Genomic DNA, 16035 nt, shown 5'->3' with positions numbered 1-16035 from the left:
TATTTCGCAGGGGAACTATCCGACAGCGTCGTTGTTCGTACGCAATATATATAGAGCGTGGCGATCTGCAGCGGACGCCGTTCAGAGGCCAAACTCTCGAACCAGCCTTTAGACCGAGCGGAAAAGAGAGGCAACCTCGCAAGACGGCATGGGTCCTCGAGCGGATGCCGCCCGCCGGAGACGGTTGAGGTGTAACGTATGACTTGGAAGCCGATAATTGTTCAATTGCCAATGGCGGGTCCGCAGACCATCCATGGACCATACGCCGCGCTCATTGCGCTCCTGATCGACTGGCCCGAGCGACGATCAGCACATCATCGGGCAGCGAAGATGTGCTCTGCGGCACTAGACAGCAAATGCCTGGAGTCGGAGGCGCGTGAAGCGTTTCAGGCCGCGGTCATGCAAGCCGGAATAGGTGTACCACTGAAATCTCGAGTCGGCGCAAAGAGGGCAAGACATTCGAAATTGGTGAGCGGTTGATTAGGCGGCCCCAGATTGACGGCGGCCGCTGGGGCCTACGATCGATATTGCCGACGGCATCGTGGAAACGCTCTGATAACCTTGAGACCAGACTTCGATCCGCTCCAATGGCTCAACGCCACGTAAGGTGGTAGTCAAGGTGAGAGAAGCAGGTGCGAACCAGCGCGGCAGGATCGCTCGGGCTTCACTCATCGCGGTCGCAGCAAAGCTTTCAGGTGGCTCCTAAGAATGCCGGGATAAGTCCCCATCCACGAGCAATACGCTTAGTAGAAGAAATTCCGATATCAAGCAGAAATGGTCTGCTCTGCCGTAGCCGCCAGCAGTGCCGAGCGGTGTGCCATGTACCATGTCTTTGACCCGGTGCGATCATTTCGCGTCCCGCCATGTGTATTCTATAAAATTTTGCGGCAGGTGGAACAAATCGAAACATGACGCGTTTGATGGTATGATCGAAGCGTCACGCGGTACGCTCTTTCCGGATTGACGTGCTTCACACCACGACGTCGAAGCACCATCCGCCGATCGGAGCATTTTCATGGCTTTAATCACAACAGCGGCAACCGCTGCTGCACTTGCCTGTGCCCTGTTCGGTACCCCTTTGCTTGCTGCATGCAACATATCAGATGCCAAGCTCGAGGAAGCGATCTTACAAAAACCAGAGCTGCGTGATCCGAATAATCGATACCTTGTGCTTGACCTTCGGACCATGCGGGATGCGGCCTTTCTACTTTGGACCTATGGCCTAGAGGATGATTGCGAGCGCCTCCTCGGCAATATCCGCGAGTTGATCGCTGCCCCATCGCTGGGCGAGCGTGGTACAACCGACGAAGACGCCGTTGATCAGCAACAGGCCGCAGGTGAACCCCTGCAGCAACGACTTGGTAAAATAAGGGGTAGCCGCGGCACTCTCAATGAAGGCCCGCTTGTCCCAATCAGCGCGTTGGATCCCGGCCTGCTTGTCAACGAAATTGTCGGGGCAGAAGTCCGGACCTCAGACGACCGCATCGTCGGTGAAGCCGCAACGTCGTCATCGGGACGAAAGACCAAAAGGACTATGTGATTGTCGCCTCTGGCGGGTTTTTCGTGCCAGGTAAAGACAGTCTCGTTGTTCCGCTTTTGTCATTGGTCATCGACCGCGCAAGGACGAGCTTCTTCCTACCAATCTCCAGCGCCCAGGTGAAATCCGTGCCGCTCATGCCCGACCAGGATTACCTCTGGCTTGACGATAGGGCATGGCGCACTAAGAACGATGCCATCTTTCAGAGCCTGATATCGAAGACATCGCCGCTCGAACAAAATACCACCCCCAATCCGGATAAGAAATGAGCGCCCCAGTCAGCATAGCGCTGGTGGTAGAGGACGAGCCCGTGATTGCCATGCTGGGTAGCGATTTTGCTTCACGACATAGGGCATATCGTTCTTGAAGCGCGGACCTGTACGGATGCGATGGCGCTGCTGGCAACGGGGGAAGGCTCCAGGCGTTGATAACCCGCTTGGCGCCCGCGCCCTGTATATTTTCCCGAATGGGGAGGACATGCATTATCGCCTGCATGGAAATCCCGACTGGCGATCGATTGGGAAGGCGCAATCATCGGGTTGCGTCCGGTGATGTCATCGACCTCTACAATCGTGTCCCTGAAGGCGCTCGCATTGTTGTCAGGCAGTGACAGCATCCTAATTAAGAAATCGGGGGAATACTCTTTCACAAATACGATCTTTCTACACATCCCATTGCGCACTCGCCCTTTCGCCACTATCGGCAGGGGGTCGCTATTCGGCCGGTTTTGACTGAGTAAGACAGGTTGGCGAAGGCCAATCGTCCAGCCGTGCCTTCGATGTGCACGCGTAGGCGGATTAGAACATTCGACGGAGCGGCCATGGACCCCTACATCGTAACGCTCACCATCCTGGGGATCGTCATTCTTCTGACGGCATGGCTGCCGATGGTATTGCGGCGCATGCCAGTGTCGCTTCCCATTTTGTGTATCGCCATCGGCATGTTTCTGGCCTGGTCTCCTTATCGACTGCTGCCGTCGTTCAATCCGCTGGAGAACAGGGAATTCACGGAAAGGATGACCGAGATTGTCGTCATTGTTGCTTTGATGGGCGCCGGTCTCAAAATTGACCGACCCATCGGGTGGCGACGCTGGAGGACGACCTGGCGCCTGCTGGGCATCGCGATGCCGCTTACGATTGGCGCCATCGCGTTTCTCGGGTTCTCGATACTTGGCCTGGGGCTCGCGTCTGCCCTGTTGCTGGGTGCCGCACTTGCTCCGACAGACCCGGTTCTTGCCAGCGATATCCAGGTTGGACCACCAGGGAGCGGGATCGAAGATGAAGTTCGGTTTGCACTGACATCCGAGGCTGGCCTCAATGACGGATTGAGCTTTCCATTCGTCCATCTCGCCATCGCCATAGCGCTCGCCGACAAGGACGGCTCGGCGGTTTTCCAGCACTGGGCTGCCGTTGATATCGTTTGGCGTCTGGCAATTGGCGTGGCATTGGGATGGGCCGCTGGCAAACTGTTCGGTTGGCTGGCGTTCAAGATCAGCGTGAGAAGTCTATCGCGGACGAAAGACGGGTTTGTTGCGCTTGGGATGACCTTCACGGCCTATGGGATTACGCAGCTCCTGGGCGGCTACGGGTTCCTCGCCGTCTTTCTGGCAGCAGTGGCTTTCCGTCAAGCCGAAAGGGAACACGACTTCCACCAGCAGCTGCACGACTTCGCAGAGCAAATCGAGCGTTTGTTGATGATGATTCTTCTCGTCTGTCTTGGAGCCATTGCGGCCAGCGGATCTCTGTTCGCCAACATCGACTGGAAGATCGTGACCGTTGCCGCCCTAACGCTCGTGATCGTGCGCCCTGTCCTCGGGCGGCTAAGCCTAACCGGAACGGGTCATGCGCCCGGCGAGAGTATCATCATTGCAATATTCGGGATCAGAGGCTTGGGATCGATCTATTATCTTGCCTATGCGACCGGCCAGGCCAACTTCGACAAGGTTGAGATTGTCTGGGCCACCGTGCTCTTGATTATTCTTGCTTCCATTGTCGCTCACGGTGTGGCGGTCACACCGACGATGCGATGGATAGACAGGAAGATGGCGCATGTCCGTCGAAGGAATGCCTTGCCGGCAGCCCCTCTGAGAGACTGACGAACGTCAGGCCTGGCGGGCTTTGTGGTTTGCGAGCCGGCGATCGAGTTCAGCTTTGCGGGCTGCTTCATCCTCAAGAACACGTGCGATACGGCATTTGTCAGCCAGCTCGCGCGCATCGGTTTCAGCTCTAGCGGACGCTGCAACGGGGGCGTCGCGTTCCGCTGCTTCCGGGCGATGCGGGTCTGCTCGTCGAATTTTATCTGCTCGCGCCCAGTGCAGGGGTTCTCGAGCTTCGGCGACTGGCACGCGCGGATCAAGGCAACCTTCACAACTCTGTTCAAACGGGGGGAGATCGGATTTCTGACGACATAGCCCGAGCATTTTTACCAAAGTGACTGACGTGCGAGCACTGGCCCCCTTTTTGGATGAGGCGAACACGGCTGCGGCGCAGCTCAGGCTTTTTGACCAAAAGTCTTTACGCTGCCAAACGCGTCGGGTCGACCAGCAGGGTCACGACAAGGCCGTCTTCTGCCCAATTGTAGTTGATCGTACCGCGCAGATGCCCGGTAACACTACGCGCCACAAGCTTGCTTCCATAGCCCCCCATCCCCTCAGGCGTCTTGATCCTTGGACCGCCACTCTCCGTCCAGACAATGGTGACGGCTTCGTTATGCGCTGAACAGGAAACATCGAGCGTGCCCGTATCAACAGACAGTGCGCCATATTTCAGGGAGTTTGTTGCCAGCTCGTGAACGATCAGCGCGACGATGGTCGTCGCGGCTTCTCCGACACTCATTCGAGGCACCGACACGCGAATACGACCGCTAAAGGCCCCCAGATCGTCGTAAGGGGCAAGGAGCACGGTCAGCAAATCGCCGAGCAGCGCCGAGGGGGCTTCCGTCTGACCGGGGACAGGCCGGACGAGATCGTGAGCGCGCCCCAAAGCGGTTAGCCGAAGCGTCAATTCGCGGGCCATGTCGCCGACAGTCGACGTCGATCGCGAGGTGATCGCCGTTAGGCCGGAAGCTATAGTCAGAAGGTTTTTGACCCGATGGCTCATTTCGCCGGCGAGCAATTCCCGGCCTTCCTCGGCTTGCTTGCGACCTGTGACATCAATGAAAATGCCAAACATGATCCGCCGGACCATTCCGACATCATCACCTTGACCCCGCGCGGAAATCCACTTGAGTTCGTCCCCGATCATAATCCGGAAATCGATCTCATACGCCCCGATGATAGCACGCGTGGCCGTGAAGGCGGCCCGCACCCTGTCGCGATCGGCTGGATGTATGTGTGCGGAAAGATCTTCGAAGGTAACGTCGACGCCGCGTGGAATTCCCCAGAGGTCATAGGAATGGTCGTCCATCGCAAAGGCGTCGGTATCGACATTCCAGGACCAGAGAGTGACCCCGGCCGCCTCGATAGCGCGGATGAGGTTTTTCGGTTCCCAAAGAAGGGGTTTAAGGGTCTCAGGCGTCGTCGTCATTAAAGCTCCAGAATTTCGGTCATCGGCTTGCGAGATCGAAGACCGTCAGCACACCTTTTCACGCTGGCGAACTGTATAATCAAAACTGGCTTCGTATGTCGAGACATACACTACATCAGGGTGGTGCCAACGCACGCTAGCGGACTGTGACGCTGCGCTCTTCAGCCAGCTGGTCTATTCCAGGTGCTGAAAACACTTAGCTACGAGTAGACAACAAAACGTCCTTCAAGGCATATCGTAGTAGTTGACAGTCCAATGGAACAAGCTGACCCCACGCTTCACCGACTTGAAAAAAATAAGTGACCGCGATATTGGCTGAAGAGTTGTTTGTTTTCGTTGCGCAAATTGGCATTAGGTCGGCAGGATGCGTCAGACTGTCCGCGTCGGGATACGTTGGAACAAATCAGCACTTTGAGAGTTCCATAGTGTCAACGGCAGGCGAATACCAGCCCAGACCCTCTCTAGGCAGGAATTAATATGGCGCAATCAGTCGCGTTAAGAAAGAAGGTCGTCCTTGTGGTGGAGGATGAGCCGCTTTTGATGATGATGGCAATCGATCTTGTCGAAGAAGCCGGGTTTGAAGCGGTAGAGGCGACAAACGCTTTTGAAGCTGTTCAGATCCTTGAGGCAAGAGCTGATATCCGCATCGTTTTTACAGATATCGATATGCCAGGAGGCATGGATGGCATGATGCTCGCGGCTGCGGTGCGGGATCGTTGGCCGCCCATCGAAATCGTCATCGTATCGGGCCACAGACGTCCAAAAGAGGCTGACTTACCGCTCCGAAGCCACTTTTTCAGCAAGCCGTATGAGGCGCGAGACATCGTCGATACGCTTAGAAAGTTGGGCTCATAGCCGGAATACCTCGTGGCTGAGCCCAATTTTCATTTGTTACGGATCGCACCAATCGCCCTACCGGGTATCGACGCTGGAGGCGATGGCAGATGAGACCTGCTTGATGATCTAGCCTGGCATTTCTCCTAAAGTGTTTTGCGTCAGACGTGTTATAAACCTTTCGTTGATCATGGCCGCTGGCCGGTTGGCAGGTGCTGCCCTCGCAAGTCTCCGGCCCCTGAGGGCCTATCCATGCGAAAACCACGAATTGTAGCATTTAAGGCCGCAACAGCGTTTAACGGTGTGGCTAGCGAATGGGAGATTTCGAGCATCCGACTACATAACAGCCACATCAAGCAGTCGAAGCAAACGAAACAACACCTAGTCGCCAACGCGCCAATTTTTGACGAGCTAAGTGGGAGTGAGCCATCGGCTTTCGGATCGGCAGTTCGGAATGGATAGAGAACCATCGGCAAACAGGCCGATAACCAATCGCGTCCAAAGGGCGCCGGCCGTACAAGCGCAACCAAAATCGCGCATATACCCCCTTCCGAAATTTTGAAGGTGCCCCTTATCGGGATCGGTGCGTCGGCTGGCGGCATCAAAGCGCTTTGCCAGTTCTTTGACGCTACGCCTGCCGACAATGGCTGCGCCTTCATTGTGGTGCTGCATCTCGATCCCAAGCAAAGCGAACTTGCCCACGTTTTGAGCGCACATACGGCTATGCCGGTCTTCCAAGTAACCGACGGGGTGGCTCTCGCTTGCGATCACGTCTACGTCATCGCTCCGAATACCGATCTGATCGTTCGCGAGGGAAGGCTTCACATCGCCAAACCTTCGGCTTCGCATGGTCATCCGGTCGATGTGCTCTTCAGCTCCCTTGCTCTGGATCAAGGTGAGAAGGCGATTGCGATCGTGCTTTCCGGAACCGGAAGCAACGGAACGGAAGGTCTCCGGGCCATACGGGCCGAAGGCGGAATGAGCCTGGTACAGTCTCCGGAGACCGCTGAGTTTGACGGGATGCGAAGGAGTGCGATTTCTGCTGGCATGGCCGATCACGTCCTCCCCCCAGAAAAAATGCTGGCTGCCCTGCTTACGTTTGTAAAGCATAACTACGTCGCCCACCCCGCTGAAACAGATACCGCCTTGCCGCGCAGCCGGGCCACGCTTGGCAATGTCCTGGAACTCCTTCGCGCGTGCGGCGGATACGATTTTCGTGGTTACAAGCATGCCGACACTCGGCCGGCGGGTCCATCGACGCCTCGGTCTGAAAAATATCGACACGCTGGACAGCTATGTCGATGAGCTCTGAAACGGAATCGAAGAAATGGCGTATCTACCATAAGCGCGGTTCTACTCGGCAAACCGCCATCGAATATCCCTCGACGCGACCCCCCACAGGACCACTGACAATCATGAATAAATCGTCACCGTTAGCTCATGAGCCGGGTCTCCCAGCCGGAGAACTTGCGCGCCGTATGCTTCTTTATCTCTACGCGCCAGCATCGGTGTTGATCGACGAGAAAGCCAATTGCGCTTGAGCGGGCAGCGCATAATGTTGCTCACCGCATGCCGATTACCACAGGAAGGGGGCCGGGATGAATTGATACTGGTGGCGATCGAAGACATCACCGAGCGCAGGCGCGCAGACGAACATCGGGAAATTCTTGTCGGCGAGCTCAATCATCGAGTCAAAAACACCTTGGCCGTCATCCAGTCGATCGCCAGCCAGACCCTTGGTCACGCCTCCACGATCGAGGTAGCGCGCACAGCCTTTAGCGCGCGTCTGATCAACCTTGCCAAGGCACACGATGTGCTGACCCGTGAAAACTGGGGTGGGGCAGACCTCGTCAACGTCGTCACGGACACCGTCGGACCCCATGCGGAAGGGAATCGATTCCAGATGGAGGGTGAACGTGTTCGCCTCGGACCAAGCGCATCGCTGGCAATTTCCATGGCGGTACACGAGCTATGCACCAACGCGGCCAAATACGGAGCTTTGTCCACGGAAGCAGGAAAGGTGTCCATCATTTGGCGGCTGGTCGGCACTGGAGTAGACCGTCGTTTGAATCTGACCTGGTCGGAGAGCGGCGGGCCGCAGGTTGAGACTCCAAAGCGCAAGGGTTTCGGCTCTCGTCTAATTGAGCGTGCGCTGGCACAGGAACTTGGCGGTGTGGACGTTATGTACGAGCCGTCCGGTGTCGTTTGTACAATCGACGCGCCGATGCCTTGAGGGGGAAATTTAACACAGTGAGCGGATCGAAAGTGACGAGCATCTCGTCGTCGAGGACGAGGTCTTGCTCGCCTTGCACCTAGAGCTTGCCCTATCTAGCGCTTGCCTGATTGCCTCCCCACCGTGAGGACAAGGCAGGGTCCGATCGATGGGAATGCTCGGCCATTTGCAAGCAAAATTCGGCGCGGTCGTTCAAGAATCTTAAGGCGGCGCGCATGACTTTCTCCATTTCTTCGAACTGAGCAGATGCCGTGATCTCCGCGCCGAATAAGAATGTCCAATATAGCAGCCAAATTTAATGATCGATCCGTGTTCGACTTTTTGAGCGCCCCGCCGCAGCCCGGGCAGGTCACAGTGAGTGGGCGATCAAATATTCCGTTGACAACATGTCCGGCTCGTGTTCGGTCTCTGCTGGAGCAAATTCATTTATCACCGCAGGCTCCCTTGCTGTTTTCCCTTCTTCCAATTTCAGGCAATCCTGCTAACTCCGCCAGCGGGAGGCAGTAGTTTAACGCAACACGGGCAGCTGCGCTTGTCGGCATAGGCCGCACCATACGCAGCCTGGGCGATGGCAATCCCCCCGCGGCGTTTGATTTCATATAGACGAGCCATCCCATCATTTGAATTACCGGTCAAGATCAGCCGATCGCGGCGGGGCCGTAGCTCTCAGCCACGCTCCGGAACAACGGGTCCACAGCGGGTCGAACGCAGTTTTCCTTCGGACCACGAAGGAGAAGGGCCGATCCTTCATCAACAATCATATGCCTGTCCGGTGGTGCTACATAGATTTGACCAGGTACGCGTGGCTCCTCTGGTTTCAAGGTCGAAGGCGATCAGAGTCTCGTTTTCCAAGTTGTGTAGAATACATAACCACGGGGGAAGCATTTCCCCCAAGTAGAATTCATGAGCAACTCTTCGCGTTCATGACCAAGCTACGGTCATTGAAGCGGACCGGCTGGCAACCCTTAGCGCCAAGCGTAAGCTCTTAGGACCTCAGATTTGTGACGATCAGCATTAAGCTTCGCGGCGATGACCGTCTTGGCTACTCGCTTCGATTCCTCGAAATTGCCACGGCACGCCAACCAAGCGGGATCTTGCCCAGGGCATCTGTACCCATCCTTTATTTACGATCCTTACCTTGGGACACTCCAACGAAGCCACGAACAGTTGCTTGCCGCAACCTGAAGGTGTTTACTTGCACGATCGTTGTGGAGGAACATTATCATGGGCGGCAAACAACCAACTGGGTCGGACATTCGATTGTGGACAGCACGCGTTAAGGCTGAGCAAGAGAAGGGAACGCCTGTCGAAGACATACATGCCGTTCTTACCCAGATGATCGAGGCATGGCAGGCAGTTCAATACGGTTGTAGTGCTGGTTCAGCGATCAGATCTAATGAGGCGGAATAGATGCAAAGTGCTTTAATATTCTGGCCCTTACAATGGATAAAGGAGGAAAATTATCACGGAGCTCGGAATTCGGCATAGTGGCGTACGGAAGCGGACAGGAACAAATGGCTCGCCAATTAGTATCTACCTTGAAGCGCCATCGCACCAAACGTCCATTCGGAGGTTGGAGGACTACATGACTTGGAAGCCAATCATTATTAATCTGGAAACATCGGGCAGACAAACAATCCACGGTCCATACGCCGCCCTAATGGCGCTTATGATAGACTGGCCTTGCGACACAATTGTTTCCCGGTTAGCGATGACCGCATGTCTCGAGGCAATTGATGCGCCCGGGGGCGCCCGAGCCGCCGCGGCTTGGAAGGCGTTTAGTTCTGCGGTTTCGGATGCAAGTGTTGATGCACAGCGTCGCCACCCGTTGCCTTTCGTAAAGCGCGATGCATTTTCCCAGTCGGCGCGGGAGATTTCGCGCCCAACAGCGCCCTGACGGGGTGGGTTCTTTTGCATGAATCCCGCGACGGCACCTCGGTAGTTAGCAGCGGTTTTCTCCTCCACCGGGGACTTGCCAGTGTATGGGTCCGATGGAGAATAAACTGATAAACCATGCCGTCGAATATTAGGGCAATCAACAAGGCGATAAGTAGGGTATTTTTTCTTCACTCAAAATAGTTTTTCGCTAACTCTTGAAAGCTTCTCACTGGCCTGCAGAGGAGAGTTCCTTCAAGCCGGGGGTGGGTCTAGTCCATCTGAGAAGAGCGAGCTTTACCGTGGCCATTTGGCCAATTTTGCTACAGATTCGCTGCGTCAACGCTCCGACCGTACAGGCCAGGGCAGTTGGAGCATGGACAGCTCGGATACGACATTCTAAATCACCGTATCATATTGATAAATCGGGGAGGTCGATCTCTTCAGGAAACTTCCAGTCACGAGCATCCGCGTACCGAACATCGACGTAATGACCATCCTGTCGAGGCCCCAAATGCCAGCGAACCCGACAGGACCGCCGACAGTCAAAAAATATGCTGGACCCGCCGAGGGGTGGGGCTCGGTCATCCGTTCGCAGATAGCGATGCGGGAGCATCTGCCGTTAGGGGTGTTTCTCTGTTGGCGCATCAGAACAAGCCCGAGGGCTACATGTGCGTCAGCTGTGCGTGGGCTAAACCTGCCAAGACCCATCCCTTCGAATTCTGCGAAAACGGAGAGAAAGCCACCGCTTGGGAAGTAACATCGCGTCGCGCAGATAGAGCATTCTTCAAGCAGCATATCATTGAAGATCCTTGAGGAGCGGAGGGATCAAGACCTCGAAGGGCAAGGCCGCCTGACCCATCCCATGCGATGGACGACATCTCTGACAAGTATGTACCTGTCCAGTGGGAGGCTGCATTCGATGAAATCAGACGGGAATTAAGAGCTCTGTCACCTGACCAGGTCGACTTCTACACGTCCGGCCGGGCCTCGCTTGAGACGTAACCATCCGGTCAGGACCGCAGTAGCCGAGGCTTTTTGCGATTTCTTTCTGCCAATGGTTTCGATGGCGGGTCGCCAATTCCGCGAAGATTGCGGATAATCTGTTGAAGGTTTTCGATCCCCACTTGGGTGAACAAGATGATGTGCTCGCTGAGCTCCCAGGCCGGATAGTCATCATATGCACACAAGCAGCCATCTTCAGAGAACATCTCAATCGAACATTCTCGCAAGAAGTCTTCGTCCTCACCAAGCATCGCGGCGACATATTTCAGGGTGTAGAGGGCAGAGTTGCGGTAGCCCATGATGCCTCGTTCTGTGTTTTCAGATTTGGTCAGTGCTGCTGGTTTTGGCTCTTCACAAATCCAGCTTTTCCGAGTGTCCGACGGCGGGCAATTTTAGCGACACGGTCTTGAATGATATCAACGCTTAAATCTTCTGGGTAAAAGCGGCCACCATACCAACGCACGAACTCTCGATGCTGCGCATGACGTGGCTTCGCCATGACGTTCAGGAACTCCTCGAACCCCGAGGTGCTGCCAACATCTTCCGGCGGCGCTCTGCGCTCACCATCGATGAAGCGCGGATATTCGATGCTGGGGTTTCCATCCTCCACTGCCTCGACCGTGATAGTGTGCCGCCAGTTATCACCAAAGTCATAGGTGTAGCTAAAGGTCGCGATCCCACGCTCGATGAGTGCCGTTATGCGGACGTTGCGAGCAGCAAAGGTTTTGCGTTCGTAGAGGTTTTCTGGATCCGGCACATCGTAACACCGCCCGCCAGCCTCGAACTCGAACAGATGATAATCCTCGAACAGCATCACGGCCTGAATGACATCGTGGAGCCCCTTCAAGCTCATCGTGAGTGGAACCTCGACCCTGCGCCAGATCAAAGGCTCGAGATCGTCGAGTTGGATATGTAGCCTGGCGATGCGATCGACGGTCATGATGCCAACGCCATCATAGGACGCGGAAGCATGGGCAGCTTGTTGGCGGGGCAATGACGACGCGTTCGCGCGGCAGGTGCTCCGGAAACGGCTTCCTTGAAGGGCGCTTGCGCTCGAAGGCTCGGACCGTAGAGGACTTTGCCGCTATCTCGGCCGCCAGTTCGTCCTGGCTGGCGTCGGCTTCCAGCTCCTCGAGCTTGCAATTCCATCTGTTCGAGAAGCCGCGCCTTGCGCTCCGAGCGGCTGCCATGAATGTCGCGCTTGAGCTTCTCGATATCCATCCTCAACCTGGCAATCAGCGCATCCGAATGCGAGTTCACTGCCTGGGCTCGGGCAGCAACGGCCTCGGCTTCACGACGTGCCGCGCGCTCGGCGAGGATCATCGCATGCGCGCGGGCAAGGTCATCGGGAAGCTGATCGGCCATATCGGTCATAGGGAGATGGAATCATATTCGCTCCTACCTTTCCAGCCATTTCCACTATCCAGCGGAGCTCGGACGCCAGGTTTTTTGCGGCATCCGCCAGTCGATCCCTTTGTAACCACCGTCCCGTCGGCCGCTGATGGCCAGATAAAGCGGCCGCGCTCAAGCTTCTTCGTGAACAGGCAGGCACCCTGGCCGTCAGCCCTCCTGCCGCGCAAGCAGAACAAATGGCCGCTATGCGGATCACTTTCTCTTCGCGAGACCAATGCCGGCGACGCTCGACCGACGTGATCACCTCGATATGCTGGTTCGTCATAGGACTACTCCCAGTGCTACCACCAGGACTTCCAATGTTCGGCATCACATCACAAGACGGCCGTCACCGTGGGGATACCTTGAGACCAGCTATAGATACCAGCTGTTCGCGCGGATGTTTGGGAGCACCAATCTTCCCAACAGCTCTAATACGTGCCGGAAAGCCCCGAGGCATCGGTTGTAACCGCTTTCGGAATTCGGAAACACGGATTGCATCTTCTACATCGGTTAGAACGTAGTAAATCCTGTCCGAGGATGCGAGACGCCGGATTATCACCCTTGCCGAAATCAAAGTGCGGTTGGCTCAGAAGGGCATACGGTTCGGGATCGGCCACTTTGGCGGTTCTTCGACCGGCACCGGATCACGCGAAAAAAAGACGGCGCAGCGACCGGCTTTGATGCAAAAGCGCCAGGAGTGGTTCGAAAGCCAACCAGGCCTCGATCCCGAGCGTCTGGTGTTCATCGACGAAACCTCTGCTTCAACGAAGATTTCGCGCCTGTATGGCCGAGCACCGAAAGGTCAGCGGCGCCGGGCATCCGTTCCGCATGGGCATTGGAACGACGTTCGCCGCCGGCCTTCGACTGGGCGGCACGGCATCTCCCATGGTGCTGGACGGCCCCGACGGCGACGCGTTCCTTGCAGGTGTCAGCCAGGTTCGTTCCCAAACTGACACCTGGCGTTATCGTCATCATGGACATGTGTGGACGCCCCCGTTTGTGCAAGAACAATCTTTTGAAGAGCCAGGAGCGTGGTCGGGTGCTGACATGTGTCCGGCCTCTAAGTTGCGGCCATCAGATGCCGCGGGCCCGTATGGGAGTTCGCGGAGCGGGTCCAATTCAATCTGGCGCGCTCGTGGCGCGTATCCATGATCTGGTTCTCCCGACCCCGTCTCGGTGACCGTCGCGCCATACTCTCCTTTTGACCTTCTCACACTTCGCCAGCTCGCTCCGAGAAGCGAACTAACACTGCAGGACCGTGTCCGATAGGTTCCTCCCTTGCTCAGCAACGCCCACACGATGCGTGCTGCCTTGTTAGCAAGGGCGACGATCACCAGCATGGGCGGTTTACGTTCCAGCATTTGCGAGAGCCGAGGATCCCGTGATCCCTTCCGCATTGCCCAGCGTACGGCCGCGCTGGCCCCGATGATCAGCAATCGACGTAAGGTCCGTTCACCCATGCCTGAGGTCTCGCCGAGCTTTTACTTCCCTCCTGAGGACCGTTGCAGTGGGGTTAGGCCGAGCCACGCCGCAAAGTCGCGCCCTTTCTTGAACGTTGGCGCTGATGGGGGCCAGTGCTGCAAGTGCGGTCGCGTGATCGGTCCTATCCCATGAATCGTCATCAAACGCTTGGCTTCAGCATCCTCCCTAGCACGTCGTGCAATCTCGCGATCAGTGGGCTACTCTCTCATCCAGCGACTGTAACTGCACAACAAGCAGCGATAAGATCGGGCGCGCAGCTTCAGGAATGGCAGCATCCTTTTCCTCAATTGCTGCGACAAGCTTGGCCGCATGCCGCCGTATTCACCCGACTTCAACTCGATTGAAATGGCATTCACCAAACTGAAGGCCTTGCTTCGGGCCGCAGCCGCCAGAACCGTCCCTGACTTGTGGCAGGCCATCGCCGACGCCATCCTTTTCGTGATTTCCGTTAAAGCGACGCAAAGCAATGGTAAAGACTTTGAGGGCATAGAGCCGAGACGGCGTGGGGCTTTAAAAGCCAAAATTAGATCTCGCTATGGAGCTTACGATCTTGCTTGGTGTTCCGTCTTTAATTGGACTCTCCGTTTCACCCAGATCGTGAAGAACAAGGCGCCAGCTGGGCAACGCGCTCCCCTCGCACTGCCGATCGGGCTTAGCGACGTTCCGGCCGAGCAGGACCGGGCCAAGTCGTTAGGAAAATCTGATCTACCAGGGCGCAAACCACTCAACGTGACAATACCAAGTAATTGCGGAACTTCTTTATCTTTCCGATGGCACCGGCCTTCTCCGATATTTCGCGCGCCCAGTTCGCGCGTCGTGACGCGCAGAATTATAGGTCCTGCCGCGTTGTACCGGAAGCAGAGAGCTTGGCGTATTGTGTCTATCTCCTTGCAATCCTCTGGTGGGTCTCCATATAGAGACGATCGCCCCGTACGAAAAAAGACTGTCCGTCCCGCGTCGCTGTTGGGCGCAGACGGCCGCGCGCGGGGTGGGAGGGCGCTCCCTGCGATAGGGTTGAGCGCCCTCCGATCCCCCGGTGGCCTTTAGGTACGACCTGAACAATGCAAAGACGTGGCGGGGACAATTCGATAAACATGTCTCGACAGCCGCTTCTTCCGCTACAGTCCAAACGGCATTTTCGCAGCTCGATCATGGCTGGCTTCGAGTGCGGCCTAGTTCATCGCGGGCGGCACGACCTCTTGGTCACTACGAGACACACCGTCGATGCACGAATGGCAGATCACTACCGGATTGTGCGGGATCATGGGGTTTTGACCGTCCGCGACGGCTTGGTCCCTGGCTATCGCGCCGTTGACCGTCTGGTCGCGGCGAGAGATGCTGGCATTCAGGCGATCTGGGATCTCTCTCACTACCACCGCAATCAGGATCCCGCTCGTTGCGCTCGTATCGCAGCCGAGGCGGGCCTTATGGCGAACGGCCCGGAGAAACTCTGGTTATGTCCTGTCAACGAGCCCTCGCTCTACCCCATGATCGCCAGGATGCCGCGCCATGACGCAATTGAGATGGCGATCACCATGGCGAAGGTCGCGCGCGACTATCATCCCGACGTCGGCATTCTGACCAACGATCCTATTACAGGAATTGGCGAGCGGCAGTTTGAGGCTACAGATGCGATCGTCGGGGCCATTGACGTCGATGTGATCGGCGTCAACTACTACCCGCACACGGCGCGCACCTCGCTATCGAAAGTGCTTCTGCGAACGTGGCGCCGGTATCGGAAGCCGATCATCGTGTCGGAGACGAGCTGGCACGACGGCCATCCTGTCCATCACCACCGATATCCCGGACTGCACAAAGGAGGCTGGCTGCGGCACGTCCTCCATCAAGTCAACGTAGCACGGTTTCACGGTGCGGCGGTCGAGGGTGTGTGCTGGTACCCAATTGTCGATTGCCCGCCGTGGCATGCGCCATACTCGCCCAGCCGTTGGAGCCACGGGCTCATTCGGCGAGATCTGTCCGTTGACCCGTCGCTTTCCGCCGAGCTCACGATGACCCGCGTGACCTCCAAACTGTAATGGCCCCATAAATCGCGTTCGACGGGATGGATTACGTGACCACGGCGCGAGAAGAAAAGACACTCCGCCACGCGAGTTACGGCATTGCCAAGAGTAATAGGATCGCCTGATCGC

At 56.5% G+C, this 16035-nt stretch carries 15 protein-coding genes and 4 pseudogenes; 12 read left to right on the top strand and 7 right to left on the bottom strand.

The features are described from left to right. Nucleotides 1-198: 198 nt before the first annotated feature. The 5 genes and pseudogenes from ACP7E6_RS24025 (at nucleotide 199) to ACP7E6_RS24005 (ending at nucleotide 3632) form a co-directional block, all read left to right on the top strand. Nucleotides 199-480, top strand: a complete 282-nt coding sequence (locus ACP7E6_RS24025; RefSeq protein WP_426232204.1) for a DUF982 domain-containing protein — start codon at nucleotides 199-201, stop codon at nucleotides 478-480. 535 nt (nucleotides 481-1015) lie between these two features. Next, nucleotides 1016-1540, top strand: coding sequence for a hypothetical protein (locus ACP7E6_RS24020; RefSeq protein WP_426232203.1), 525 nt, complete (start codon nucleotides 1016-1018; stop codon nucleotides 1538-1540). Continuing rightward, complete coding sequence (locus ACP7E6_RS24015; RefSeq protein ID WP_426232202.1) at nucleotides 1537-1806, top strand: hypothetical protein; 270 nt, start codon at nucleotides 1537-1539, stop codon at nucleotides 1804-1806. The genes ACP7E6_RS24020 and ACP7E6_RS24015 overlap by 4 nt, the downstream gene beginning before the upstream one ends. 139 nt (nucleotides 1807-1945) lie before the next feature. Further along, nucleotides 1946-2147, top strand: a pseudogene (locus ACP7E6_RS24010) (L,D-transpeptidase); the annotation flags it as partial. 210 nt (nucleotides 2148-2357) lie between these two features. Further along, complete coding sequence (locus tag ACP7E6_RS24005) at nucleotides 2358-3632, top strand: cation:proton antiporter (RefSeq protein ID WP_426232201.1); 1275 nt, start codon at nucleotides 2358-2360, stop codon at nucleotides 3630-3632. 418 nt (nucleotides 3633-4050) lie between these two features. Here ACP7E6_RS24005 and ACP7E6_RS24000 read toward each other — a convergent pair whose 3' ends face one another. Next, nucleotides 4051-5061: a sensor histidine kinase gene (locus tag ACP7E6_RS24000; protein WP_426232200.1), complete on the bottom strand. Its 1011-nt coding sequence runs from the start codon at nucleotides 5059-5061 to the stop codon at nucleotides 4051-4053. Between the two features lie 477 nt (nucleotides 5062-5538). Here ACP7E6_RS24000 and ACP7E6_RS23995 point away from each other — a divergent pair, with 477 nt between their 5' ends. The 3 genes from ACP7E6_RS23995 to ACP7E6_RS23985 all read left to right on the top strand — a co-directional run bounded on the left by ACP7E6_RS23995 (nucleotide 5539) and on the right by ACP7E6_RS23985 (nucleotide 8128). Then, entirely contained in the window at nucleotides 5539-5916 is a 378-nt protein-coding gene (locus ACP7E6_RS23995) for a response regulator (protein ID WP_426232199.1), read from the top strand. 543 nt (nucleotides 5917-6459) lie between these two features. Then, complete coding sequence (locus ACP7E6_RS23990) at nucleotides 6460-7200, top strand: chemotaxis protein CheB (protein WP_426232266.1); 741 nt, start codon at nucleotides 6460-6462, stop codon at nucleotides 7198-7200. 250 nt (nucleotides 7201-7450) lie between these two features. Further along, nucleotides 7451-8128, top strand: a complete 678-nt coding sequence (locus ACP7E6_RS23985) for a sensor histidine kinase (protein WP_426232198.1) — start codon at nucleotides 7451-7453, stop codon at nucleotides 8126-8128. Nucleotides 8129-8766: 638 nt separating this feature from the next. Here the strand turns inward: ACP7E6_RS23985 and ACP7E6_RS23980 are convergent. Continuing rightward, a complete protein-coding gene (locus ACP7E6_RS23980) occupies nucleotides 8767-8949 on the bottom strand; it encodes a chemotaxis protein CheB (protein ID WP_426232197.1) in 183 nt (60 codons plus the stop codon). Between the two features lie 764 nt (nucleotides 8950-9713). Between ACP7E6_RS23980 and ACP7E6_RS23975 the strand changes: the two genes are divergently transcribed. Both ACP7E6_RS23975 and ACP7E6_RS23970 read left to right on the top strand, forming a co-directional pair. Beyond that, entirely contained in the window at nucleotides 9714-10025 is a 312-nt protein-coding gene (locus tag ACP7E6_RS23975) for a DUF982 domain-containing protein (protein ID WP_426232196.1), read from the top strand. A 492-nt stretch (nucleotides 10026-10517) separates the two neighbouring features. Further along, nucleotides 10518-11005 (top strand): annotated as a pseudogene (locus tag ACP7E6_RS23970) (FdhF/YdeP family oxidoreductase); the annotation flags it as partial. Nucleotides 11006-11016: 11 nt separating this feature from the next. Here the strand turns inward: ACP7E6_RS23970 and ACP7E6_RS23965 are convergent. From ACP7E6_RS23965 to ACP7E6_RS23945, 5 genes and pseudogenes are all read right to left on the bottom strand, one after another. Beyond that, nucleotides 11017-11307, bottom strand: a complete 291-nt coding sequence (locus ACP7E6_RS23965) for a hypothetical protein (protein WP_426232195.1) — start codon at nucleotides 11305-11307, stop codon at nucleotides 11017-11019. 29 nt (nucleotides 11308-11336) lie between these two features. Continuing rightward, nucleotides 11337-11948 carry a plasmid pRiA4b ORF-3 family protein gene (locus tag ACP7E6_RS23960; protein WP_426232194.1) on the bottom strand — a complete coding sequence of 204 codons (612 nt, stop codon included), beginning with the start codon at nucleotides 11946-11948 and terminating at the stop codon, nucleotides 11337-11339. Nucleotides 11949-11976: 28 nt separating this feature from the next. Then, nucleotides 11977-12373, bottom strand: a pseudogene (locus tag ACP7E6_RS23955) (transposase domain-containing protein); the annotation flags it as partial. Between the two features lie 5 nt (nucleotides 12374-12378). Beyond that, nucleotides 12379-12588: a hypothetical protein gene (locus tag ACP7E6_RS23950; protein WP_426232265.1), complete on the bottom strand. Its 210-nt coding sequence runs from the start codon at nucleotides 12586-12588 to the stop codon at nucleotides 12379-12381. 1296 nt (nucleotides 12589-13884) lie between these two features. Beyond that, nucleotides 13885-14025 (bottom strand): transposase, encoded by a 141-nt coding sequence (locus tag ACP7E6_RS23945; RefSeq protein ID WP_426232264.1) that lies wholly within the window; start codon nucleotides 14023-14025, stop codon nucleotides 13885-13887. Between the two features lie 169 nt (nucleotides 14026-14194). On the opposite strand from ACP7E6_RS23945, the pseudogene ACP7E6_RS23940 reads away from it, so the two are divergent. After that, nucleotides 14195-14314, top strand: a pseudogene (locus ACP7E6_RS23940) (IS630 family transposase); the annotation flags it as partial. An 803-nt stretch (nucleotides 14315-15117) separates the two neighbouring features. Further along, nucleotides 15118-15921, top strand: a complete 804-nt coding sequence (locus tag ACP7E6_RS23935) for a glycosyl hydrolase 53 family protein (protein ID WP_426232193.1) — start codon at nucleotides 15118-15120, stop codon at nucleotides 15919-15921. The last annotated feature ends 114 nt before the right edge of the window (nucleotides 15922-16035 follow it).

Source organism: Pararhizobium sp. DWP3-4 (assembly GCF_049898205.1).
Lineage (GTDB): Bacteria > Pseudomonadota > Alphaproteobacteria > Rhizobiales > Rhizobiaceae > Pararhizobium.
This window is presented reverse-complemented; position numbering and strand designations above follow the sequence as displayed.